This is a genomic window from Amycolatopsis sp. NPDC104863, assembly GCF_055582965.1.
Window position 1 is genome coordinate 481,626 of sequence record NZ_JBVJOW010000003.1, and the last position, 22,447, is coordinate 504,072.

General features: G+C 72.3%; 19 protein-coding genes. 13 read left to right on the forward strand and 6 right to left on the reverse strand.

Annotated elements, in window-relative coordinates:
- Window positions 1–332: 332 nt before the first annotated feature.
- From ACZ63J_RS18875 to asnB, 6 genes are all read left to right on the forward strand, one after another.
- Window positions 333–998 carry a TetR/AcrR family transcriptional regulator gene (locus ACZ63J_RS18875; protein ID WP_465406099.1) on the forward strand — a complete coding sequence of 222 codons (666 nt, stop codon included), beginning with the start codon at window positions 333–335 and terminating at the stop codon, window positions 996–998.
- Window positions 998–2,029 carry a tetratricopeptide repeat protein gene (locus ACZ63J_RS18880; protein ID WP_465406101.1) on the forward strand — a complete coding sequence of 344 codons (1,032 nt, stop codon included), beginning with the start codon at window positions 998–1,000 and terminating at the stop codon, window positions 2,027–2,029. Before ACZ63J_RS18875 ends, ACZ63J_RS18880 begins: the two co-directional genes overlap by 1 nt.
- Before the next feature lie 337 nt (window positions 2,030–2,366).
- Complete coding sequence (locus ACZ63J_RS18885) at window positions 2,367–3,650, forward strand: MFS transporter (protein ID WP_465406103.1); 1,284 nt, start codon at window positions 2,367–2,369, stop codon at window positions 3,648–3,650.
- Complete coding sequence (locus ACZ63J_RS18890; protein WP_465406105.1) at window positions 3,647–4,978, forward strand: hypothetical protein; 1,332 nt, start codon at window positions 3,647–3,649, stop codon at window positions 4,976–4,978. Before ACZ63J_RS18885 ends, ACZ63J_RS18890 begins: the two co-directional genes overlap by 4 nt.
- Window position 4,979: 1 nt before the next feature.
- Entirely contained in the window at window positions 4,980–5,870 is an 891-nt protein-coding gene (locus tag ACZ63J_RS18895) for an LLM class flavin-dependent oxidoreductase (RefSeq protein ID WP_465406107.1), read from the forward strand.
- A 19-nt stretch (window positions 5,871–5,889) separates the two neighbouring features.
- On the forward strand, window positions 5,890–7,719 hold the full coding sequence (gene asnB, locus ACZ63J_RS18900) for an asparagine synthase (glutamine-hydrolyzing) (RefSeq protein ID WP_465406109.1): 1,830 nt from the start codon (window positions 5,890–5,892) through the stop codon (window positions 7,717–7,719).
- A 57-nt stretch (window positions 7,720–7,776) separates the two neighbouring features.
- Here asnB and ACZ63J_RS18905 read toward each other — a convergent pair whose 3' ends face one another.
- Genes ACZ63J_RS18905 through ACZ63J_RS18915 form a run of 3 tightly spaced genes read right to left on the reverse strand, consistent with a single transcriptional unit; the run spans window position 7,777 to window position 11,395 of the window.
- On the reverse strand, window positions 7,777–9,048 hold the full coding sequence (locus ACZ63J_RS18905) for a lysine N(6)-hydroxylase/L-ornithine N(5)-oxygenase family protein (protein WP_465337849.1): 1,272 nt from the start codon (window positions 9,046–9,048) through the stop codon (window positions 7,777–7,779).
- Window positions 9,045–10,082, reverse strand: coding sequence for an OsmC family protein (locus ACZ63J_RS18910; RefSeq protein WP_465406111.1), 1,038 nt, complete (start codon window positions 10,080–10,082; stop codon window positions 9,045–9,047). Before ACZ63J_RS18910 ends, ACZ63J_RS18905 begins: the two co-directional genes overlap by 4 nt.
- The gene (locus ACZ63J_RS18915) at window positions 10,079–11,395 is read right to left on the reverse strand and encodes a trans-sulfuration enzyme family protein (RefSeq protein WP_465406113.1); all 1,317 of its coding nucleotides are present in this window, start codon (window positions 11,393–11,395) and stop codon (window positions 10,079–10,081) included. Before ACZ63J_RS18915 ends, ACZ63J_RS18910 begins: the two co-directional genes overlap by 4 nt.
- A gap of 185 nt (window positions 11,396–11,580) precedes the next feature.
- On the opposite strand from ACZ63J_RS18915, the gene ACZ63J_RS18920 reads away from it, so the two are divergent.
- The 5 genes from ACZ63J_RS18920 to ACZ63J_RS18940 all read left to right on the forward strand — a co-directional run bounded on the left by ACZ63J_RS18920 (window position 11,581) and on the right by ACZ63J_RS18940 (window position 16,009).
- Window positions 11,581–12,339: a class I SAM-dependent methyltransferase gene (locus tag ACZ63J_RS18920; RefSeq protein ID WP_465406115.1), complete on the forward strand. Its 759-nt coding sequence runs from the start codon at window positions 11,581–11,583 to the stop codon at window positions 12,337–12,339.
- 76 nt (window positions 12,340–12,415) lie between these two features.
- Entirely contained in the window at window positions 12,416–13,759 is a 1,344-nt protein-coding gene (locus tag ACZ63J_RS18925; protein WP_465406117.1) for a DUF6002 family protein, read from the forward strand.
- Entirely contained in the window at window positions 13,759–14,928 is a 1,170-nt protein-coding gene (locus tag ACZ63J_RS18930) for a hypothetical protein (protein ID WP_465406119.1), read from the forward strand. Before ACZ63J_RS18925 ends, ACZ63J_RS18930 begins: the two co-directional genes overlap by 1 nt.
- A complete protein-coding gene (locus ACZ63J_RS18935) occupies window positions 14,928–15,446 on the forward strand; it encodes a hypothetical protein (protein WP_465406121.1) in 519 nt (172 codons plus the stop codon). Before ACZ63J_RS18930 ends, ACZ63J_RS18935 begins: the two co-directional genes overlap by 1 nt.
- Window positions 15,443–16,009: a thiamine pyrophosphate-dependent enzyme gene (locus ACZ63J_RS18940; protein WP_465406123.1), complete on the forward strand. Its 567-nt coding sequence runs from the start codon at window positions 15,443–15,445 to the stop codon at window positions 16,007–16,009. Before ACZ63J_RS18935 ends, ACZ63J_RS18940 begins: the two co-directional genes overlap by 4 nt.
- 522 nt (window positions 16,010–16,531) lie before the next feature.
- On the opposite strand, the gene ACZ63J_RS18945 is transcribed toward ACZ63J_RS18940, so the two are convergent.
- From ACZ63J_RS18945 to ACZ63J_RS18955, 3 genes are all read right to left on the reverse strand, one after another.
- A complete protein-coding gene (locus tag ACZ63J_RS18945; RefSeq protein WP_465406251.1) occupies window positions 16,532–17,755 on the reverse strand; it encodes an HRDC domain-containing protein in 1,224 nt (407 codons plus the stop codon).
- A gap of 97 nt (window positions 17,756–17,852) precedes the next feature.
- Window positions 17,853–18,569 carry a response regulator gene (locus ACZ63J_RS18950; protein ID WP_033261886.1) on the reverse strand — a complete coding sequence of 239 codons (717 nt, stop codon included), beginning with the start codon at window positions 18,567–18,569 and terminating at the stop codon, window positions 17,853–17,855.
- Between the two features lie 747 nt (window positions 18,570–19,316).
- Entirely contained in the window at window positions 19,317–19,880 is a 564-nt protein-coding gene (locus ACZ63J_RS18955; protein WP_465307285.1) for a DUF3000 domain-containing protein, read from the reverse strand.
- An 88-nt stretch (window positions 19,881–19,968) separates the two neighbouring features.
- Here ACZ63J_RS18955 and hemE point away from each other — a divergent pair, with 88 nt between their 5' ends.
- Together hemE and hemG are read left to right on the forward strand one after the other, a co-directional pair.
- Window positions 19,969–21,039 carry a uroporphyrinogen decarboxylase gene (hemE, locus tag ACZ63J_RS18960; RefSeq protein WP_465406125.1) on the forward strand — a complete coding sequence of 357 codons (1,071 nt, stop codon included), beginning with the start codon at window positions 19,969–19,971 and terminating at the stop codon, window positions 21,037–21,039.
- Window positions 21,036–22,436 (forward strand): protoporphyrinogen oxidase, encoded by a 1,401-nt coding sequence (hemG, locus tag ACZ63J_RS18965; RefSeq protein WP_465406127.1) that lies wholly within the window; start codon window positions 21,036–21,038, stop codon window positions 22,434–22,436. The genes hemE and hemG overlap by 4 nt, the downstream gene beginning before the upstream one ends.
- Window positions 22,437–22,447: the final 11 nt, after the last annotated feature.

Genomic DNA, 22,447 nt, shown 5'->3' on the forward strand with positions numbered 1-22,447 from the left:
CGGGAAGAACGGGGCCCGGCGGTAGCGCTGACCGGGTGGAATGTGGATCACGGGGGTGCGTCCCGCTCCGTGGACCACGTTTCTGTCATCTGATAGAAATTAGCGGATCGAGGGGGCCCGCACGTTCCGGCCGGGTTTCGGGCGCGTGAACGCGAGCATCGGCAGCGCCATCCGGGCGTGCTCTGCCGTTCGTTACCCATCCGGCTACAGCTACGGCCGGATGACTTTCGGCGACGGTTGCGGGCCGCTCCGGGGGCCGGCCCGCTTCCGGCCGGATGGGTAACGCACCTCGGTGCGGGTGTCGGGGCCGTGGACCTGGCAAGATCACCGGCGTGGTCAAAGGGGCGGGGGTCGGGAGACCCCGAGCGAGCGGAGCGGCGGCGAACCGGCCGGACGCGCGCCAAGCCGTGCTCGACGCGGCGGGGGAGCTGTTCACCGGAGCCGGGTACGCGGCGACCACCACCCGGGCGATCGCCGAACGCGCGGGCCTGCGCCAGGCGTCGCTCTACTACCACTTCCCGGCCAAGGAGGACATCCTCGCGGCGCTGCTGGCCGAGACGGTCCGCCCGTCGCTGGCCCTGGCCGCCCGGCTCGTCGCCGGTGCCGCCGCCGTCGAGGTCCGGCTCTGGGCGCTGGCCTACGCGGACATCCGCCTGCTCGGCGGGGCCCGCCACAACCTGGGCGCGTTGTACCTGCTGCCCGAGGTGTCCTCGCCCAACCTCGCCCGCTTCCGCGCCGAGCGCGCGGAGCTGAAGGGGGCGTACGGCAGGCTGGTCGCTGCGGCGGGTGTCGCGCCGGACGCGGTGGCGATCCGGACCGACCTGGTGTTCGGGCTGGTGGAGAGCATCGCGGTGATCCGCCGGGACGACCCGGCGCTGGACGTCGAGGCCCACGTGCGCGAGGGCGCGGACGGCGTGGTGCGGCTGATCGGGATCGCGGAGCCGTCCGACGCGCTGCGGGCCGAGGCGCACACCCTGCTGGCGACGCTCACCGACTGATGGTCGAGCCGGACCGGCTGCGCGGCGAAATCGCCCGGCTGACCGGAAAGCTGGAGCGACGCCGCCGGCACGACAGCCTGGCGGCGCTCGAGCTGCGCCGGCAGATCGCGGACCGCCTCGCCGACCTGCGCGACCCGGGCGCCGAGGCGTGGCTGCGCGCGCTGGCCGCCGACCAGACCCGGGTGCTCGGCGCACGTCATCACCACACACTGGCGTCGTGGTACCTGATCGCGGTGCGCTGCTCGGAAACCGGCCGGGTCGACGAGGCCCTGACGGTGTTCGCGTCGGTGCGGGCCGCGTACGCGTACGTCAAGGGCGCGTCCCACGACGCGGTGCTCCACTGCGGCGCGGGAATCGCGGCAGCCCTGGTCCGCGCCGGCCGGTACGCGGCGGCGCTCGACGCCTACCGCGCGCTCGGCCCGGAGTTCCTCATCGAGGCGGCGGACGTGCTGGTCCAGCTGGGCCGCTTCGACGAGGCCGAGCAGACCGTGCGCGGGTCCGCCGACCCGCGGGCGCCGTTCGTCCGCTGGGCGATCCAGGCCGAGCTGGGCGCGCCCGGCCCGATGATCACGGCGATGCGGGGACTGCTGGATGAGCCCGAGGTCGAGCCGGGCGCGGTGCGGGCCCGGCTGGCTTACGGGCTGCTGCTGGCGGGCTCGTTCGCCGAGGCGCCGTCGACGGCCGAGGAGCTGCTGGCGGCGCGTCTGGTGTTCCCCGGACCGGACGACCGGCTGACGTGGGAGGCGCGGCTGCTGCTGGCCCGGGCGCTGGCCGAGACGGACCGTCTCGCGGACGCGGACCACTACGCGCGGGCGGTGCTGGCGTCGGCGCCGCGGCCGCCGGGACATCCGGAGCTGCTGTCCGCCCAGACGACGGTGGCCCGCGTGCACGCGCGCCGGGAAGAGTGGGCCGAGGCGGTGGTCGCGTACGGCTACGCGGTGGAGGGCTGCGAGATCGTGCTGGGGGAGTCCCACCCGGACACGCTGAAAGCCGCAGAGTCGTTGGCAGCGGCAAAGGAAGCCGCCGGCTGACGCGTGATTGAGGGGTCAACTCGCGTGATCGAGAGGTCGACACGCGTGATTGAAGGGTCAACTCGCGTGATTGAAGGGTCGACACGGCGCCGCGGGCCCCTCAACGCCGTGTCGACCCTCTGATCACGCGTGTCGACCTCCCCATCACGCGTGTCGACCCTCTGATCACGCGTGTTGACCTTCTGATCACGGGTGTCGACCTTGTGGTCACGGGGTTGTCTGTCGGTTTTGTGGGGGCACGTCCGGAGTGCTGCGCGGCACCGCACGCATGGAGGTGACCCCCGGCCCGCCCCGCTGGGAAGGTCGAGGGCAAGGAATGCTCGGCGGAGGGGGTGGCGTGGACACCGACACGGCGGAACAGCAGGTCAGCACGCGAAAACCCGGCTCGCGCCGTCCGCCGTGGACCACCGCCGACTGGTGGCGTGGCCCGGTCAGTCCCATCTACCTCGCCGGGCTCGTGCTCTCCCTCGGGCGGGGCGCGTGGTTCACCTGCTGGGCCATGTTCTTCATCCGCTCGGTCGGCCTCACCCCCGCGCAGTTCGGGTTCGGGGTCACCGCCGCGGGCATCGTCGGCATGGTCGTCGGCGGGCCGCTCGGCTACCTCTCGGACCGGGTCGGGGCGCGGGAGGTCCTCGTCGGGATCGGGGTCGTGCAGGGCGCGGCCATCTTCTCCTACACCTTCCTCCACGACTTCTGGCTGATCCTGCTCGCCACCTGCCTGGTCACCGCGGGCGAACGGTCGGCGCCGGGCATCCGGATCGCCGCCATCTCCGGGCTGACCACCGGTGAGGACCGGCTCGCCAGCATCTCCACGGCCCGCGTCGTGATGCAGGTCGGGACCGTCGTCGGCGCGCTCGTCGGTGGTTTTGTGCTGTCGCTGGACACCCGGGCCGGCTACGTCACGCTGCTCGGGATCTACGGCGCGCTGCACGTCTGCTGCGCGCTGCTGCTGGCCTTCCGGCTGCCGCACGTGACGTCGCTGGCCGACCGCAAGGTCAAGCGCCGCACGCTCGTGCTGCGCGACCGGCCGTTCCTCGTCATCACCGGGCTCAACGGCGTGCTCGCCCTCAACTGGGGCATGGTCGACCCGGGCATCCCGCTGTGGATCTCGGCCCACACCCACGCTCCCCTGTGGATCTGGGCGGTGGTGGTCGGCATCTCCGCGGGCGGCACCGTGCTGTTCCAGAACCGCTTCAGCCGTTGGGGCGCAACGGTTTCCGCCGCCACGCGCCTCGGGATGTGGTCCGGGGTCGCCCTCGCGGCGTCCTGCCTGGTCTTCGCCCTCAGCCACAACGGCACCGGCCTGCTGGTCGTCGGCGTCCTGATCGTGGCCACCATGGTCTACCTCGTCGGCGAGCTCCTCTTCGTGGGCAGCGGGTTCGGCCTCTCGGTCGGGCTGACGCCGGAGGGCGCGCACGGCGAGTACCAGGGTGTGTTCGGCACCGGGCAGGCCGCGGCCATGATGCTCGCGCCCGGGATCATGACCCTGCTGCTGGTCGAGTGGAGCGTGGCCGGCTGGTTCGTGCTGGCCGGCGTCTACCTCCTCGGCGGGTTCGGCACCCTCTTCGCCGGCCGCTGGGCCCTGCGTGACCGCGAGCGAGAACGGGAGAAGACCTCATGACGGCTCAGTCCTGGTTCGGCGACCGCACGGCCCCGCCGGAGATCGGCCTGGCCCCCGAGCAGATCGTCGACACGCTCAACCACGAGTTCCGCGGCATGCCGCGCTGCGGCTTCCCGCTCGCGCTGCACCCGGTGGTCGTGCCGCAGCAGTCGTACCGGGAGCTGCTTTCGGCGACCGCCGAGCTGCTTTCCCTGCTGCGCCGGACGGTCGTCGGGCTGGCCGGCGACCGGTCCGGCCGGATCGACGCGCTCGGGATCGACCCCGCCGACTGCCCGCTGTTCACCCTCGACGAGGACTTCGAGCTGCGGCACAGCGCCGACATGACCCGCGCCGACGTCGTCATCGGCCCGGACGGCCCGAAGTTCGTCGAGTTCAACGTCAGCGGCGCCTTCGGCGGCATGGTGCACTTCATGCTCTACCAGAAGGCCTGGGCGCGGATGTGCGAGCAGGCCGGACGGCCGGCCTTCGTCGCGGCCGACCCCTACTCGCGGCAGGCCCGGCTGATCGAGACCACCAGCGCGGAGCTGGGACAGCCGCCGTCGGCGGTCATCGTCGGCACGCCCCGCGACTGGGGTCCCGACGTCGGCACGCGGATGTTCGACGTGCAGGTCGACGCGCTGCGCGGGCACGGCGTCCCGGCCATCCACCTCGACTTCGACGACCTGGTCGCCGGCGTCGGCCTCCCCGAGAAGCTCCGCTGGCCGCTGGGGATCGCGGCGTTCACCCCGCAGGACGCGGCCGAGATCGGCTACTCCCTCGAACCCGCCCGCGTGGCGCAGGAGGCGGGCCTGGTCCTGATCCCGTCGCAGAGCGCGTGGTTCCTGCACTCGAAGAAGACCCTCGCGCTGCTGTCCGAGGGCCAGCCGTGGATGACGCCCCGCGAAACCGAGCTGGTGCAGCGGTACGTGCCGTGGAGCCGCGTGGTGGGCGACCGCAAGGTCCGCTGGCGCGAGCAGCGGCACGACCTGCCCCGGCTGCTGCTCGAGCACCAGGAGTCGTTCGTGCTCAAGGGCGCCACCGGGTGGAGCTGCCAGGAGGTGTTCTTCGGCTGGACGACCTCCCCGCAGCGGTGGGCGGAGCTGGTCGACGAGGCCGTCCGCACCGGCTACTACATCGTGCAGGAACGGGTCCACGCCGACACGTTCCCGATGGACCTGGTGACCGAGGACGGCGAAGTCAAGCGGATCACGGCCGAGTCGGTCGTCAGCCCGTTCTGCCTCGGCGGGCAGTCGGCCGGCGTCTACGTCCGGTTCGCCGAGGCCGGCGACCAGGCGCTGGCGATCGGCGGGCCCGGCGCCGGGCGGGCCTGCCTGCTGGCCGAGGCGTGAGATGACCGTCCGGCTCGGCACCCTGGTGCTGCCGGAACACCCGGGCCGGTCGGCGGACGGCGTCTGGCGCCGGGTGGCGGACCTCGGGTTCCGGCACGCCTGGACCCTCGACCACCTTTCGTGGCGGTCGCTGGCCGACCGGCCGTGGTTCGACGCGATGACCACGCTGGCCGGCGCGGCGTGCTGCACGAGCGACCTCACGCTCGGCGTGCTCGTGACGACGCCGAACTTCCGCCACCCCGTGCTCACCGCGAAGCAGGCGATGGCGCTGGACCACCTGAGCGAGGGCCGGTTCGTGCTCGGCGTCGGCGCGGGCGCCGCGGGCCCCGACGACACCGCCCTCGGCGGCGAAGCGCCGACGCGGGCGGACCGGACCGCGCGGTTCGAGGAGTTCGTCACCCTGCTCGACCGGTTGCTGCGGCAGCCGAAGACGTCCTTCGCCGGCCGGCACTTCACCGCGACCGATGTCCGGATGGTGCCGGGCTGCGTGCAGCGGCCGCGGGTGCCGCTGGCCGTCGCGGCGAGCGGGCCGCGGGGGATGCGCCTGGCCGCCGAGCTCGGCGACTACTGGGTGACCATCGGCGAGCCCGCCGCGCCCGGCGCCGAGGACGAGGAACGCGCGTTCGGCACGCTGCGGCGGCAGTCCGCGCTGCTGGACCGTGCCTGCCGGGAAACCGGCCGCCCGGCCGGACAGCTGCGCCGGCTGGTCAACCTGAGCCGGGTCGTCACCGACCCGTACAGCTCGCCGGGGCGGCTCGCCGACCTGGTGGGCCGGTGCGGCGAACTGGGCTTCACCGACGTCGTCGTGGCTCATCCGCGGGCCGACGGGGTCTTCGCGGGGGACGTCCGCGGGTTCGAAAAGGCCGTTCCCCAGGTCGCTGGGGCACCTTGACCAGGAAGGGGACCACCTGATGTGTGGCATTGTCGGCTGGCTGGACTTCACCCGGGACCTCCGCGGTGAGCAGGACGTGCTCGACACGATGACCGACACCATGGCCCTGCGCGGGCCGGACGACCGCGGCACGTGGCTGGGCCCGCACACCGGGCTCGGGCACCGGCGGCTGGCCGTGATCGACGTGGCGGGCGGCGCCCAGCCGATGACCGCCGAGTCCGGTCGCCGGGACGCGCCGGTGGTGCTGGTCTACTCGGGCGAGGTCTACAACTTCCGCGAGCTGCGCGGTCAGCTCACCGGGCTGGGCCACCACTTCGCGACGCGCTCGGACACCGAAGTCGTGCTGCGCGCCTACCAGGAGTGGGGCGCCGGGTGCGTCGAGCGGTTCAACGGGATGTTCGCGTTCGCTGTCTGGGACGCCGACCGCGAGGAGCTGCTGCTCGCCCGCGACCGGCTCGGCATCAAGCCGCTCTACTACGCGCCCACGCCCGGCGGGGTGCTGTTCGCGTCCGAGCCCAAGGGCATCCTGGCGAACCCGGCGTTCAGCGCGGGCGTTTCGCTGGCCGCGTTGCCGATCCTGTTCAACCCGCGGTTCGCGCTGCCGGGCGAGACGGCGATCGACGGCATGCGCGAGGTCAAGCCCGGTCACGTCGTCCGGATCGACCGGCGCGGCTGCCACGAGTCCCCGTACTGGCGGCTGGTCAGCCACGAGCACCCCGACGACCTCGGCACGACCGTGAGCACCGTGCGGGAGCTGCTCGAGGACATCGTCGAGCGCCAGCTGATCGCCGACGTGCCGCGCGCGTCGATGCTCTCCGGCGGGCTGGACTCCAGTGCGATCGCGGCGCTGGCGGCCCGCAGCCTCAAGCGGTCCGGCGAGGGCCCGTTGCTCACCTACTCGGTCCGGTTCGACGGCGAGGAGGAGCACTTCCGCTCCACGCAGCTGCGCCCCGAACGGGACGCGCCGTACGCGGCGATGGTCGCCGAGCACATCGGCTCCGAGCACGTCGAGGTCGTGCTGAAGGCCCGTGACGTCGCCGAGGCGATCCCGGCCGCCCGCCGCGCCCGCGACCTGCCGAGCATCGGCCAGTTCGACACGTCGATGTACCTGATGTTCGCCGCGCTGCGCGAGCGGTCCACCGTCGCGCTGTCCGGCGAGGCGGCCGACGAGGTCTTCGGCGGCTACCCGTGGTTCCACGACTCGGACACGGTCTGGCGCGAGAAGTTCCCGTGGCTCGGCGACGCGCCGCAGCTGACGGAGTACCTCACCGCGGACGCCCGCGCGGCCCTCCGCCCGGACGCGCAGACCGCGGACCGCTACGCGACCCTGCGTGCCCAGGTGCCCCGCCTGCCCGGCGAGGACGGCCTGAACGCCCGCATGCGCGAGGTGCTGTTCTACAGCCTGCACGGGCCGTTGCTGATGCTGCTGGACCGCAAGGACCGGATGAGCATGGCGGTCAGCCTGGAGGTGCGGGTGCCGTTCTGCGACCACCGGCTCCTCGAGTACGTCTGGAACGTGCCGTGGGAGATGAAGGTCGCCGACGGCCGGGAGAAGAGCCTGCTGCGCATGGCGGTGCAGGACCTGCTGCCGGACCCGGTGCTCTACCGGCCGAAGAGCGCGTACCCGGCGATGCACGACCCCGAGCACGACGTCGCCGTCCGCGACGCCGCGCGGGCGTTGCTCGACGACTCGGCGTCCCCGCTGCGGGACCTGCTCGACCCGGTGGCGCTGCGCGAGCTGGCCGGGAGCGACTCGCGGACGATGACCCACGCGGGCACCGCCCACATGCTGATCCCGGTGGTGGAGCTGGACGTCTGGCTGCGCGACCAGGGCCTGACGATCCGCTGACCACGACGAAACCGCCGTCCGGAAGGAAATCTCCGGACGGCGGTTTTCGTCGTGGGCTTAGGCGACCGACAGCGTGATGTCCTCGTCCTTGAGCGAATAGACCTCACGGCCCAGCAGGCTGTTGAGGATCGTCGCGCTGCGCCAGGACGCCAGGCTCAGGTTGGGATCCCCGACGCCGTGGGTGCGCCGGGCCCCGTTCTGGACGTAGATGCGGTTCGTGTCGGGGCCGTCCCAGCGCACCCGGTAGTCCCGCTCCACCTCGTACGCGCCGTCGAGGATCGGAAGACGGCCGCCCAGCGGCTCCATGAACCTCGGCAGCTCCGCGCGGAACCCCGTCGCGAGGACCACGAGGTCGGCGGTCACCTCCTGCTCGGCGCCGGTCACCGTGTCCCGCAGCGAACCGTGGAAACCGCCGGGCCTCTCGGCCAGGTCCGCCAGCTCCACGCCCGCCAGCAGCCGGTGGTCGAACGGCTCGGGCAGCAGGTAGTCGATCTCGTACAGCCGTTTGTAGACCTGCGCCAGCAGGTCCTGCGTGATGCCCCGGATCGCGCCCAGCTGCTTGCGCGACAGGCGTGAGCGCTGGTCCGCGGACAGGCCGTGGAAGTACTCGACGTAGCTCGGGTTGAACCACTCGTTGGCGAACGGCGAGTCGTCCAGCGGCGAGAGGCCCTCACGGCCGGCCACCCAGGTCAGCCGGCGGGGCAGGCCGGTGCGGCCGGAGATCAGGTCGAGCGCGACCTCCGCGCCGCTCTGCCCGCCGCCGACCAGCAGGACGTCCTTGCCCTCGACCGGGAGGCCGCGGTCGAGGTGGCGCGAAGCGTGCCACAGCGCCGGGTTCTCGATCTTCCGCGTGAACGGCGGGAAGCACGGCACCTGGCCCACGCCGAGCACGAGGTGGTCGGCCGACCACCGGCCCCGGCTCGTCTGCACGACGAACCGGGCGCCGTCGTGCTCGACCGCCTCGACGGTCTCGTCGAGGTAGGTGCCGAGCAGCTGCGCCGCCCACGTGAAGTACTGGTCGAACTCCTTGCGGCTGACGAACTGGGGGTTCGCGATCAGGTGCCGGTACAGTCGCCCCTGCTCGTGCAGGAAGTTGAGGAAGCTGAACCGGCTGCGCGGGTCGACCAGGCTGACGAGGTCCTTGACGCTGCTCACCTGCAGCCGCGAGTTGTCCCACAGCAGGCCCGGGTGCCACGCCACCGACGTCCGGGACTCCAGGACGGAGACGGCGCAGTCGCCGATCGGCTCGGCCAGTGCGGCCAGGCTGAGGTTGGCGGGGCCGCCCCCGACCGCGAGCACGCCGGTCGAGCGGTGCCTGGCCGAGCTCACGACGCGCTCCTGCCCCGCTGCCACGTCGGGGCTCGGTAGACCGGCGGCTGCAGCGTCACGCCCACGGTCTGGCGGTCGCAGATGAGGCTCCGCACCTCCGAGCGGACGACGGCTTCGCGGGCGAGCTCCCGCAAGGCCGGGTCGAGGATCCCCGGGGCCGTGATGGCGCACTGCACTTCCTGCATGTGCACGATCGCCTCGGGGTCGGAGTTGAGGAGGCCGCGGATGTCGACCTTGCCGTCGGTGACGACGTGCCATTCGAGCTGCTCGCCGAGCCGTTCGCGCGACAGCTGCCCGAGGTGCGCCGCGATGTCGGCGGCCAGGCCCATCAGCAGGTGCTCCTGCGGGTTGGGGCCCCAGTCGACGCCGGTGAGCTGCTTCGGCGAGTCGATCCGCACGGTGACGCCGTCCCCGTCGGCGGGGTAGGACTCCAGCTGCACGCCGCTGATCCAGCGCACGCGCCGGGCCGCCACCGGGCGGCGGATCCGGGCGGTGGCCTCGGCGCCGGCGATCGTCTCCGTCTCGGCGCCGCCCTTGGGGTCCACATAGGACACTTCGAGCGGGACGACCGCGGTCAGCGTCTTGTGGTTCGGGCTGAAGTTCTCGACCTTGCGCAGCAGCTGGTCGATCAGCGTGTCCTGGTCCTGCACGCCGACCTCGAACCGGCAGTCGATCCCGTTGCCGCTCTCGATGTGCAGCTCGAGGGTGTCGAACACGACGCCCTGCGCGCTCCCGCCGCCGACCATCGTCTTCAGCGAGCACGAGCCGACGCCGGTCAGCGCCAGGTCGATCGGCGTCGGCGCCCCGGTGGGCGGCAGGCCGTCCGCGTCGCGCCATTCGTCGTCGCTGAGCTCGAACGCGAACTTCCGGGTGGACTTGACGCTGCCGAGCACGGCCGCGCCGTTCGACGCGGAGAGGCCCCGGCGGGGGGAGTAGCGCGCCTTGCCGCGGTAGCAGTACCAGGCTTCCGAGACGTCTTCCCGGGTTTCGTGGACGACCTCGCTGAATCCCGCGGTGTTGAAGCTGTTCCTCATCGCACACCTTCCTCGGGCAGCGCGTCGAGCGCGTGGGCGAGATCCTCGATCAGGTCGCGGATGTTCTCGATGCCCGCGGACAGCCGGACGAGTCCCGGGTTGATCCCGATCAGCGCCATCTGCCGCGAGGTCAGCGAACTGTGCGAGGTGTTGCTCGGCATGCTCACGAGCGATTCGACCCCGCCGAGGCTCGTGGCGACGTAGGGGATCTTCAGGTTCCGCATGAACGCCAGCGCGGCCTCGTCGCCGCCCTTGACCTCGAAGCTGACCATGCCGCCGTAGCCCGCGTAGTCCGCGCGCCGCAGGTTCGCGTAGCGGTCGCCGCCGAGGTCCGGGTGGTGGACGTCGGCGATCCGGTCGTGGCCGGCCAGGAACTTCGCGATCTCACGCGCGTTTTCGTTCTGGGTCCGGATGCGCAGCGGCAACGTCTTGAGCCCGCGCTCCAGCAGGAAGCAGCAGAGCGGTTCGAGCGTGCCGCCGAACCGCAGCGCCTGCGCCCAGATCCGGTCGAGGAACTTGCGCCGCCCGACCACCGCGCCCGCGGTCAGGTCGCTGTGCCCGGCGAGGTACTTCGTCGCGCTGTGCACGACGATGTCCGCCCCCTGCGCCAGCGGCTGCGACATCACCGGGGTCAGGAAGGTGTTGTCCACCACCAGCAACGCGTTGGCCTCCCGCGCGACCTGGGCGATCTCGCGGATCGCGGGCGCCTTGAGCAGCGGGTTGGTGAGCGTCTCGAAGAACAGCAGCTGGGTTTCTTCGCGGACCGCGGCGCGGACGGCGTCGACGTCGGTCGGGTCGACGAACGTCACCTCGCGCCCGGCCGAGGGCATGTCCTCGCGCAGCAGGTTGTAGGTGCCGCCGTAGACGTCGTAGGCGGAGATGATGTGGCTGCCCGAGTTCGTCAGCGCGTAGATCGTGCTGGCGATCGCGCTCATCCCGGACGAGGTCACCAGCGCGCTCTCGGCGTTTTCGAGCGCGGCGATCTTCTCCTGCACCGACCACTGCGACGGGTTGCCGTAGCGGGTGTAGATCGGGACGTCGCGCAGCGCGCCGTCGGAGAACGCGCCGTAGCTGGCGTCGTCGAGCAGGAACGTGCTCGTCTGGAAGATCGGCGTGCCGACGCTCCCGGTGACCGGGTCCTCGTAGGTCCCGGCGTGCACGGCGAGGGTCTCCGGCGAGATCTCCCGGGGCAGGACCCGGTGCTGGGGCGAGACCGGACCCGCGCTGCGCCGCCGGGTCAGCTCGCCGAACCAGCCCGCCTCGGCTGTGCGGCCCTCCTCGAATCCCTTGGCTGTCCGCTCTGTTTGAGCCACTCTGTCCCCTGGTGTCGGATCGCGGTGACGACTGAACCCGGCTCGAACATCAGTCGAAACCATCTTCCGATCCACGGTGATCCACGGGCGTCTTCTGCCCTGCTCGCCGTTCTTCCGGACTGCGCTGCGACCTTGCCACGACGGGAGATGCGCCGCGGGCGGGAGACGGCGAACAATTCCGGGGCATGTACACCGAATCCGCGTCCTGGTACGACCGTTTGCACCGCAACAAGGACTACGCCGCGGAATCGCGGCAGATCGTCGAGCACGTGCGCCGGAACCACCCGGGAGCGCGGACCCTGCTCGACGTCGCCTGTGGCACCGGTGGCCACCTGCGGCACCTGGGCGAGCAGTACTCCTGCGAAGGCGTCGACGTCGAGCCCGGCCTGCTCGAGGTCGCGCGCGACCGGCTGCCCGGGATCCCGTTCAGCGAAGGGGACATGACCGACTTCGACCTCGGCCGCCGCTTCGACGTCGTCACCTGCCTGTACAGCGCGATCGCGTACGTGCAGACCGTCGAACGCATGCAGGCCGCGATGCGGTGCCTCGCCCGGCACCTCGAACCCGGCGGTGTCCTCGTGGTCGAGCCGTGGATCCAGCCGGACATGATCGTCGACCAGGAGGAGAACTGGGTCGACGGCAGCAGCGCGGTCGTGGTCATCGAGGATCCCGACATGAAGCTGGTGCGGGTGCGGATCTTCCGGGTGCACGGTCAGCTGACCGAGCTGATCATGCACTACGTCGCCGCGCAGGACGGCGAGATCACCGCGCGCACCGAACGGCACAAGGTCGCGATGTTCACCCGTGAGGAGCTCATCGAGGCCGCCGCGCTGGCCGGCGTCGAAGCGACCTGGGACACCGGCGGCCTGACCGGACGCGGGCTGCTCGTCGGCGTCCGCACCGGCGCCGCAGCCGAAGAGACGCGGACGCGGTCGGTCGCCTGAAACCATCGGTGCCCGGGAAGCTCCGCGTACCCCCGGTGGGAAGAAGGCGACTCGTGACTGGCGACCAGGGACGGCCATGACTGCGGACATCATCGAAGGCGTGAACACCCTGACGGCGTTCGAAGACCGGCTCCGGCTGGCCCTGGACCGCTGCCGTGCCGAAAGCGCCCCCTCCGGCGCGTTCAACCCGGGCTTCGAGCTCCCCGTGGTGGACTCGAAGCTCCGGGAATTCTTTTCGGTGGCGGAAATCGGCTTCACCGAGCTGGGCGCGCACCACGGTTCGCGGCTGGTGCTGCTCGACATGATGCGCAACCCCCGGACGCGCACGACGAAGACGTTCGGCTCGCTCGTCATGGTCGCCCGCGCGGTCCGCTACATCCGCGAGACCGGCGAGCGCGTGATGATCCTGACGCCGTCGTCGGCCAACAAGGCGACCGCGTTGCGCGACGCGGTCCTGCGCGCGCACCGGGCCGGGCTGGTCACCCCGGAGGAGCTGCAGATCGTCACGCTGGTGCCCGACGTCGCGCGCGGCAAGCTCTGGTCCTCGGCGCTCACCGCCGACCCGGACCTCGCGGCCCGCAACCCGATGTGCGTGCGGCACTGCGACGTCCCGGCCGACGTCAAGCTGACCGCGACCGAGGCGTTCCCCGAGGCGGCGGCCGAGCTGAAGTCCGGGTTCGGCGTCAACCTCTGGTACACCCTCGACCTCGCCAACTACCGCGGCGCGGACGCCGCCCGCGCGTTCGCGGAGCGGGAGTTCCTGCCCCAGGCGCCGGGGACCACCCGGGCGCACGCGCACTCGGTGTCCAGCGCGTTCGGGTTGCTGGGCCACCACTTCGGCACGACGATGCTGCCGCCGGCGGAGTTCCCGTCGCAGTACTTCCTCGTCCAGCACCTGGCGACCCCGGACATGGTGACGAGCCTGTACGGGACGGAAGTGCCCGAGTACCACCACGATCCGGAGACCGGGCTGTTCCGCCAGGACGCGGACCCGTGGTTCCCGGCGACGACGTTCGACCCGGCGGAGAACCTCGAACCGACGTTCTACACCCGCTCGCCCGCGACGTCCCCGGTGATGAACGAGATCATCCGGCGCCAGGGCGGTGGCGGCATCGTCGTCTCCCGGCAGGAGTGCCTCGAGCGCTACCCGCGGATCCGGACGCTGCTGGCCGGCTCCGGCGTCCGGCTCCCCGCCGACCCGTGGAAGCTGCGGGAGTGGTCGCTGGTCATGGCCCTGACCGGGGTGCTGAACGCGATCGACCGCGGCCTGCTGACCGCCGACGAAGTCGTCGTGCACGGTTCGGGGTGCTACTCCGAAGACGACTTCACGCCGATCCCCGAGCACCGGCTCCACCCGGTCGACACCGGCGCGGACCTGAAGAAGGTCATCCTCGCCGCCGCTTCGGGCGAGGCGATCTGATGACCGCCTTTTCGCCGCGGAACATGGTGTCGCAGCTGCGTTACCGGTGGGACCACGGCGCCGGCGCCTGGGCGGCCGCCCGCCAGCTGGCCGACACCTCGCCGTTCGCCGAACGGCTGGACGGCCTGCTGGTCCGCGAAGAGCCGCGGATCGCCGTCGGGTACCGGGGTTTCCCCGCGGGCGGGCGGCACGTGCTGCCGTTCCTGCGTGAGCAGCTGGAGCGCTCCGGCGAGGACGTCACCCAAACCGAGCGGCGCGGCCGCGGACCATCCACAGTGGACGCCGACATCGTGTTCACCGGCTGCGGCAGCCGTCAGGCCGCCGCGCTGCCCCAGGCCAGCTCGCTCGTGCTGCCGTTCCGGATCCAGCAGATCCTCGAGGTGCTGCCGGACATGGAGGCCATGTCGAAGAAGGTCTCCCGCAACGAGCGCAAGCAGTTCGCCAACCTGCGCGCCAAGAACGACTGGGCGTGGGAACGCGGCCACACGATGGCCGACCTCGAGTTCTTCTACGAGCGGATGCACCTGCCCACCATGGGTTTCCGGCACGGCAAGGCGACCCGCAGCGCCGACTGGGACACCGCGGTCAACTGCCTGTTCCAGCGCGGCGCGCTGTTCTTCGTCACCGAAGGCGGCAAGCGCGTCGCCGGGGTGCTGGTCCGGCTCGACGACGACCGCCGCATCCTGCGCGCGCGGCTGCTCGGCGTGCTCGACGGCGACGAGACGCACTACCGCAGCGGCGCGGTCAAGGCGCTCTGGTACCTGGGCATGGAGTGCTCGGTCGGCCACGAGAAGATCCAGCAGATGGACATGTCGGGCGGCGAGCCGTTCCCCGGCAAGGGCGTCTTCCAGTTCAAGCGGCGCCTGCACCCGCTCACCGAGCTGCCCACCGACCACTTCCGCGACAAGCGGCTGCACCTGCGGGTGCTGCGCGACACCGACGCGGTCCGGGACTTCCTGGTCTTCACGCCGGTGATCGCCGTCGACGAGGCCGGGAAGCTGACGGCCGTCCACTTCGCCGACGCCGACCGGCCGCCGCACACCCGGATCGTCGGCACCGGCCCGGGCATCGAAGAGTCCCGGGTGATCGACCTCGACGAGTTCCTCGCCGGACTCGACCGGGTCACCACGCCCGTCGGCTTCGACCTCGACGAAGCCGAGGCCGCGTGATGACCGCCTACTTCCAGGACGTCGACGTCGCCACGGACCTGTGCGGCGAGCTGGTCACCGCCGGCTTCGGGCCGTTCCTCGGCACGCCGTGCGGGATCCTCTCGCCGATGTTCACCGCGCTGGACGAGCTCGCGGGCCTGCTCACGGTCGCCCGCGAGGACAACGCGGTGGGGATCGCCGCGGGGGCGTCGCTCGCCGGGCGGCTGCCGGTGGTCCTCATGCAGAACTCCGGGTTCGGGCAGTCGATCAACGCGATCGCCTCGCTCGTCGAGCCGTACCGGATCCCGATGCTGTTCGTGATCAGCATGCGCGGCACCGACCCGGACCCCACGCAGGAGAACCTGGTGATGGGCCGGCTCACCGAGCCGCTGCTGGCCCAGCTGGGCATCGAGACGCTGACCCTGGACGGCGACCGGCCGCGGGGGCCTCAGGTGGAGCGGGTGCACCGGATCGTGGCGGCGGACCGCCGCCCCGCGGCCCTGCTGGTGCCCCCGGCGGTGTTCGGCTGGCGAGCATGAACAAGACGGCGGCGATCAGCGCCGTGATCGCGGCGACCACCCACGAGCCGGTCGTCTTCACCACGGGCTATTCGTGCCGCATCGCACGCGGCATCGCGGACCGGCCGAGCCATTTCTACATGACGGGCTCGATGGGCCTGGCGTCCTCGATCGGCATCGGAGTGGCCCGCGAGACGGGCCGAACGACGGTGGTGGTGGACGGCGACGGAGCCCTCCTGATGAACCCGGTCGGCCTGGTGACGGCGGGGGCGTTGAGCGACCTCCCGCTGGTCCACGTCCTGCTCGACGACGGCAGGTACGCGTCGACTGGCGGCCAGCTGGTGCCCTCGACGCGTACGGATCTGTGCGGCTGGGCGTCGGCGTCGGGGTATGCGCGGGTCCGGAGCACGGCGTCGACGGGAGAGTTCGAGGCGATCCTGCGGGAGGAGATCGCGGGGTGCGCGGCCCCGGTGTTCATCCATGGGGTGGTGACCACGGCCGATCCGCCGGTGGCGGCGCGGATCGACGCGGCGTTGGATGAGCACGCGGCGAGGTTCCGCAGGCATCTGGCCACGACTCGCTGAGGGCCGATCGGCGCAGGCCCCGCCGCGCTCGCTCAGGCGGCGGTCCGGTGCACCCGCCGCGGGCCCACCTTGGCGGGCCTAGCTGTCGCCGCCAGATCGCTCTTGGCCGACCGGCGCGCTCAGGCGGCCGCCGTCGCCTGCAAAGCCTTGCTCAGGTGCAGCCCGCTGTGGGCCCAACTCGGCGGGCCTAGTTGTCGCCGCCAGCTCGCTCTTGGCCGAGTGGTGTGGGCGCAGCCGATGCCCGGCAGGCTTGGCCGACTGGTGCGGACTCAGTCGCCGCCCGGTCGCTCCTGGCTGACCAGCATGGTCGCAGCCTGCCGCCTGGCAGGCTTCGGTCAACCGGTGCGGGCGTTGCCGCCGCTCGTCTGGTCTCGGCCTACCGGCGCGAGCGCTCCCGCCCGCCCGGCGGGCCGTGCCTGACCGATGTAGGCGCAGCTGTCGTCCGGCAGGCCGTCACTTACCTGCGCAAACCCAGCTGTGGCTCGCCTGACCTCAACCGACCGGCGCCGTCCCCGGACCAGCTCAGGCGGCCGCCGTCGTCTGCAAGGCCTTGCTCAGCGCCGTGACGGTCAGCTCGACCTGCCACGGCCGGGCCCCTCCCGCCCTCAGGACCTCCGCGACCGTGTCCTCGTCGGTCTCGGCCGGGGGGCGCCAGCACGTGCGGCGGACCAGGTCCGGCAGCAGCAGGTTCTCCACCGGCAGCCGGCGGTCCTCCGCGATCGCCGTCAGGGCCGCGCGGGCCGCCGACAGTCTCGCCGCCGCGTCCGGGTCCTTGTCCGCCCAGCGGTTCACCGGGGGCGGGCCGTCCGTCGGCTGGGATGGCGACGGCAGCTCCGAAGCCGGCAGCGCCTTCGCAGCCTGCAGGTGCCGGAGCCAGCTCGCCGTGTACTTCCGCTGGACGCGGCCGCTGAACACCGGCAGCGCCTGCAGGTCCTCGACCGTCTTCGGGTCCGCCGTCACGGCGTTGATGATCGCGCTGTCGGGCAGGATGCGGCTCGGCGCGCGGTCGCGCTTGCGGGCCAGCTCGTCACGGGCTTGCCACAGCTCGCGGACCGCCGCGAGGCCACGCGGGTTGCGGATCTTGTGCACCCCGGACGTCCGGCGCCACGGCTCGGCCCGCGGCGCGGGCGGCGGGGCCGTCCGGACCGCTTCGAACTCCTGCCGGGCCCACTCCAGCTTGCCCTGGGCGCCCAGCTCCGCTTCCAGCTTTTCCCGCAGCTGGATGAGCAGCTCGACGTCGAGAGCGGCGTAGTTGAGCCAGTCGACCGGCAGCGGCCGCTTGGACCAGTCGGCCGCGCTGTGGCCTTTTTCGAGGGTGTAGCCGAGCAGCAGCTCGACCAGCGTCCCGAGGGCCACGCGCTCGTAGCCCGCCAGCCGGCCGGCCAGCTCGGTGTCGAACAGGGCCGCCGGGTGCAGGTCGAGCTCGGCGAGGCAGGGGAGGTCCTGGGAGGCGGCGTGCAGCACCCACTCCAGGGAGTTGAGGACGTTCTTCAACGGCGTGAGGTCGTCCAGCTCGGTCGGGTCGACCAGGACCGTGCCGGAACCTTCACGCCGCAGCTGGACGAGGTAGGCCTTGGGCCAGTAGCGGTAGCCGGACGCGCGTTCGGTGTCGACGGCGACCGCGCCGGTGCCCGCGGCCAGCCGCGCGCAGGCTTCGACCAGCGCGGACTGACTGGCGACCACCGGGGGTGTGCCCTCCGCGGGCTCGCGTAGCAGCACCGGGCCGCCCGTGGACTCGATCTCCATCCCGGTGTCCTCGGCCTCTGTGCTTCCCATGGTGTGCGACCCTACGGGACGGGCGTACCGCGCCTGGTGCGCCCGCCCCGCGGGGATGTCGCTCGTGTCAGCGGATGACGCCGGCCCGCATGGCCAGCGCCACCATCTGAGCCCGGTCGCCCGTGCCGAGCTTGCGCCCGATCCGGGACAGGTGGGACTTGACGGTGAGCGCGGAGAGGGAAAGTTCCTCGCCGATCTCCTTGTTGGACTGTCCGTCGGCGACCAGCTGGAGCACCTCCACCTCACGAGCGGAAAGCTCGCGCGGGGTGTTGTCGGTGCCCGCGACGCGGGTCCCGGTGGCGAGCACCGGAGCCACGCTCGGGTCGGCGTAGACGCCGCCCTCGAGCACACGCCGCACGCCGTCGGTCACGACGACCGGCGACGCGGACTTCAGCAGGTACGCCTGGGCCCCGGCCTGGAAGGCCGAGCGCACCGCGTACGGGTCGTCCGAAGATGCGAGTACGACCACTCGCGGCCAGCCGTGGCTACGGAGTTCCGTAACCAGCTCGATACCGCTGCCGTCCGGCAGTCCGAGATCGAGGATCGCCAGGTCACAAGGTCCAGTGGCCTGTGCTCGCGCCCTCGCTTCGGCCACCGTGGCGGCTTCGTGGACGGTACCCGCACCCATCTGTGCGAGTCTTGCTGCGATTGCCTCCCTCAACAGCGGGTGGTCATCGACCACCAACACGGAAAAAAGCTCTTCCCGCGGGTGCGGAACCATGCTCGCCGGCAATGCACCGGCTGGCGTGGATCGGACGGCCTGAGAAATGCCGACGGTAGCCACGTCACTACCTCCCTGGAGTCGGTCGTGCCCCCCGACCGGCACCGGGACCTTCGGCCGTTCAGCCGCGCCAGCTTTAGACCGAAAGTGGTGTCGTCGAAGGCACTGTAGCCGCCCGGAGCCCTTCGCGGGGGGATCGAATGGGTATCTATCTCAAACGAACAGTCACTCAGTGGGTTCGTAGTAACACGATCGGGCTAGTACACGGCCGGTTGCTAACGGATAGCCCAGCGAACACGATGCAAAGAAGTTACCGGCGACCAAATGGCCGTGCAGATGAAGTGTGCAGCTGCCGGTGCGCGTAGTGACGAGGGTCCGGATGGCGGTCCCGGAGGCCCGGAATGTGGCCCCGGCCGGGGCATGATCAACTTTTCCGAAGGGCCCCGGCGGCGATTTTCGGACCGGAAACGGTGACTGTCCGTATCGCTCGCGGGCCGGTGCCGGGCCGCGCGGCGCAAGTTGATCTTGTAGCGGTGTGTGACGGCCTCTCGTTCACGAACGGGGGCACGCGCCGAGGACGTGAAACACCCTCAGGAACAGCGCAGGTGGTCCTCAGGGGTCCGTAGTTGTCCGGACCACTTCGCGTGCGCAGCGAGGCGCTCGGCCGCCGCCGGAGTGGCGCGGCCGATGTTGGACGTCGTTCAGCGGATGTGAAATTTGCTCACATCCGTACAAGAGGTGACCCGGGAGCCACCCGGCGCGCGCCCGTCGTTGCCGATCCGTGACCGATGATCGCCCGGACGCCGCGGCTCAGGAGCTCTGGCGCTGCCCGAAGAGCGTCACGCCGACCGGCGGCAGGCCCACGACGCTGGCCATCACCTGGCAGAAGGCCTGCCCGTGGGGCAGCAGCCCGGCGTCGGTCGGTGTCCACGACGCCCGCAGCTCGAGGTCGTCGGTGCGGGCCGGGCCGGAGATGTCGCCGAAGCGGGCCGACGACGTTTCGGTGACCGTGCCGCCCAGCGCCTTCCAGCTCGCGCCGGACACCTCGAGCGCGTCGGTCAGCCACGACCAGCCGACCGCCGGCAGGAAGGGATCGGTCGCGAGCTCGCGGTCCAGCTCCGCGCGCACGTACATGACGAGGCGCAGCACGCCGTCCCAGCCGTCCTGGCCGTCCGGGTCGTGCAGCAGGACCAGCCGGCCCGAGGCCAGCACGTCCGCGGGCCCGGAGACCTCACAGCTGACCGCGTACGACCACGGCGCGAGCCGCTGCGGCGCCCGCATCGGCTCCAGCAGCACCTCCCGGCGGGGCCGGACGGACTGCAGCGCCACAACTGCTTCACGGAAGAGTTCGGGCACTGGCGTCATCGCGGTCACGCACCGACTTTAGGGCGGGCACGCCCTGTTGCGGGCGCAGGCGCGCCGATGGAACCGCGGCCCCCGGCTCGTGGCACGATTGACGGCGATGTCTCCGACCACGCCCCTGCCGCAGCGAGCCGCCCCGTCCGGCCGCCGCGAGCTGCCCGAAGCCCCCTTCCTGGCCGCCGCGCGCGGCGAACGCCCGGCCCGCACGCCCGTCTGGTTCATGCGCCAGGCCGGCCGCTCGCTGCCCGAGTACCGCGCGCTGCGCGAGGGCGTGCCGATGCTCGACGCCTGTTTCGACCCCGAGATGCTCGCCGAGATCACGCTGCAGCCGGTCCGCCGGCACGGCGTCGACGCGGCCATCCTCTTCAGTGACATCGTCGTGCCGCTGAAGGCCGCCGGGGTCGACATCGACATCGTGCCCGGCACCGGCCCGGTGGCCGCCGCGCCGATCCGCGACCTCGCCGCCGTCAAGGCCCTGCCGGAGCTGGCTCCCGACCAGGTCGCGTCGGTCGCCGACGGCGTCCGCCTGCTGGTCGAGCGGCTCGGCGGCACCCCGCTGATCGGCTTCGCCGGCGCGCCGTTCACTCTCGCCAGCTACCTCATCGAGGGCGGGCCGAGCCGCAACCACGAGCACACCAAGGCGCTGATGCACTCGGCGCCGGAGGTCTGGCACGAGCTGGCCGGCCGCCTGGCCGACGTCGCGCTGACCTTCCTGCGCGCGCAGCTCGACGCCGGGGTCGACGCGGTCCAGCTGTTCGACTCCTGGGCCGGCGCGCTGTCCGAGCGGGACTACCGCGAGTTCGTGCTGCCGCACTCCGCGAAGGTCCTCGCCGGCGTCGCGGAGTACGGCGTGCCGCGGATCCACTTCGGTGTCGGCACCGGCGAGCTGCTCGCCGTGATGCGCGACGCGGGCGCGGACGTCGTCGGCGTCGACTGGCGGATCCCCCTCGACGAAGCGGTGCGCCGCCTCGGCGGCCAGGCTGTTGTGCAGGGCAACCTCGACCCGGCGCTGCTGCACGCGTCCTGGCCGGTCCTCGAAGCCGAGGTCCGCCGGATCGTCGAAGAGGGCCGCGCGGCCGACGGGCACATCTTCAACCTGGGCCACGGCGTGCTGCCCGGCGTCGACCCCGAGGTGCTGACCCGCGTGGTCGGGCTGGTGCACGAGCTGTGAAGCGCGTCGCCGTCGTCGGGGGCGGTGTTTCCGGGCTGACCGCGGCGTACCGGCTGCGGCGGCTGCTCGGCGACGGCGTCGAGATCGTCGTGTTCGAGAAGACGAAGACGCCGGGCGGGAAGCTGCGCACGGCCGAGCTGGCCGGCGTCCCCTACGACGTCGGCGCGGAGGCCTTCCTGGTCCGCCGGCCCGAGATGCTCGGGCTGGTCCGCGAGCTGGGGCTCGACGTCGTCCACCCGACGGCGGCCCGCGCGAAGATCCACGCCGGCGGCGGGGTCACCGGCCTGCCGCCGGGCACGGTGATGGGCGTCCCGGCGTCGGCGGAGTCGGTGGCCGGCGTGCTGTCGGAGGCGGGGCGGCGCGCGGTCGAAGCCGAGGTGACGCTGCCGGAGCTGCGGCTGCCGGGCGGAGACCTGCCGCTGGGACCGCTGCTGCGCGAACGCTTCGGCGACGAGCTGGTCGACCGGCTCGTCGACCCCCTGCTCGGCGGTGTCTACGCCGGTGGCGCGGACGGCCTGGGCCTGCGCGCGACCATGCCGGGCCTGGCCGCGGCGGTGGCCGCGGGCGCCGGCTCCCTGACCGCGGCGGCCAAAGCGCAGCTGCCCGCGAACCCGTCTTCGGCGCCGGTGTTCGGCACCGTCCCCGGCGGCCTGGGCACGGTGATCGACCGGCTCACCGAGCTGTCCGGCGCCGAGCTGCGCACCGGGCTGCCGGTCTGCGACGTCGAACGGCACGGCGCCGGCTGGCGGCTGCGCATCGGCGCGGCGCCCACCGCGCACGCGCCCGCGGACAACACCGTCGAAGCGGACGCGGTGGTGCTCGCGGTGCCGGCCCCGTCGGCCCGGCGGCTGCTCGCCGAACTGGTGCCGGCGGCGTCGGCGGCGTTCGGCGAGGTCGAGCTGGCCTCGATGGCCGTCGTCGCGCTGGCGCTCCCACCGGGCACGGCACTGCCCGACGCGTCCGGGATCCTCATCGGCCAGGGCGAGCGAGACTCCGCCGGAGTGCCGTACGCGGCGAAGGCGTTCACCTTCTCTTCGCGCAAGTGGGCGCACTTCGGCTCCGGGCCGGTGCTGGTCCGCGGCTCGGTCGGGCGCTTCGGCGAGCTGGGCGCGCTGCAGGCCGACGACGTCGAGCTGGTCCGCGTGGTCCGCGCCGACCTCGCGCGCCTGACCGGCATCAGGGCCGACCCGGTCGAGACCCTGGTGACGCGCTGGGGCGGCGGGCTGCCGCAGTACGGCGCCGGGCACCTGGAGCGCGTGGAGCGGATCGAGAAGGCGGTCGAAGGCGTGCCGGGCCTGGCGGTCGCCGGCGCGACGCTGCACGGCGTGGGGCTGCCGGCGTGCGTGGCGACGGCGGAAGCGGCGGCGCACCGGATCGCGGCGCACCTGACGGCTTGAGCCGCTCCTTC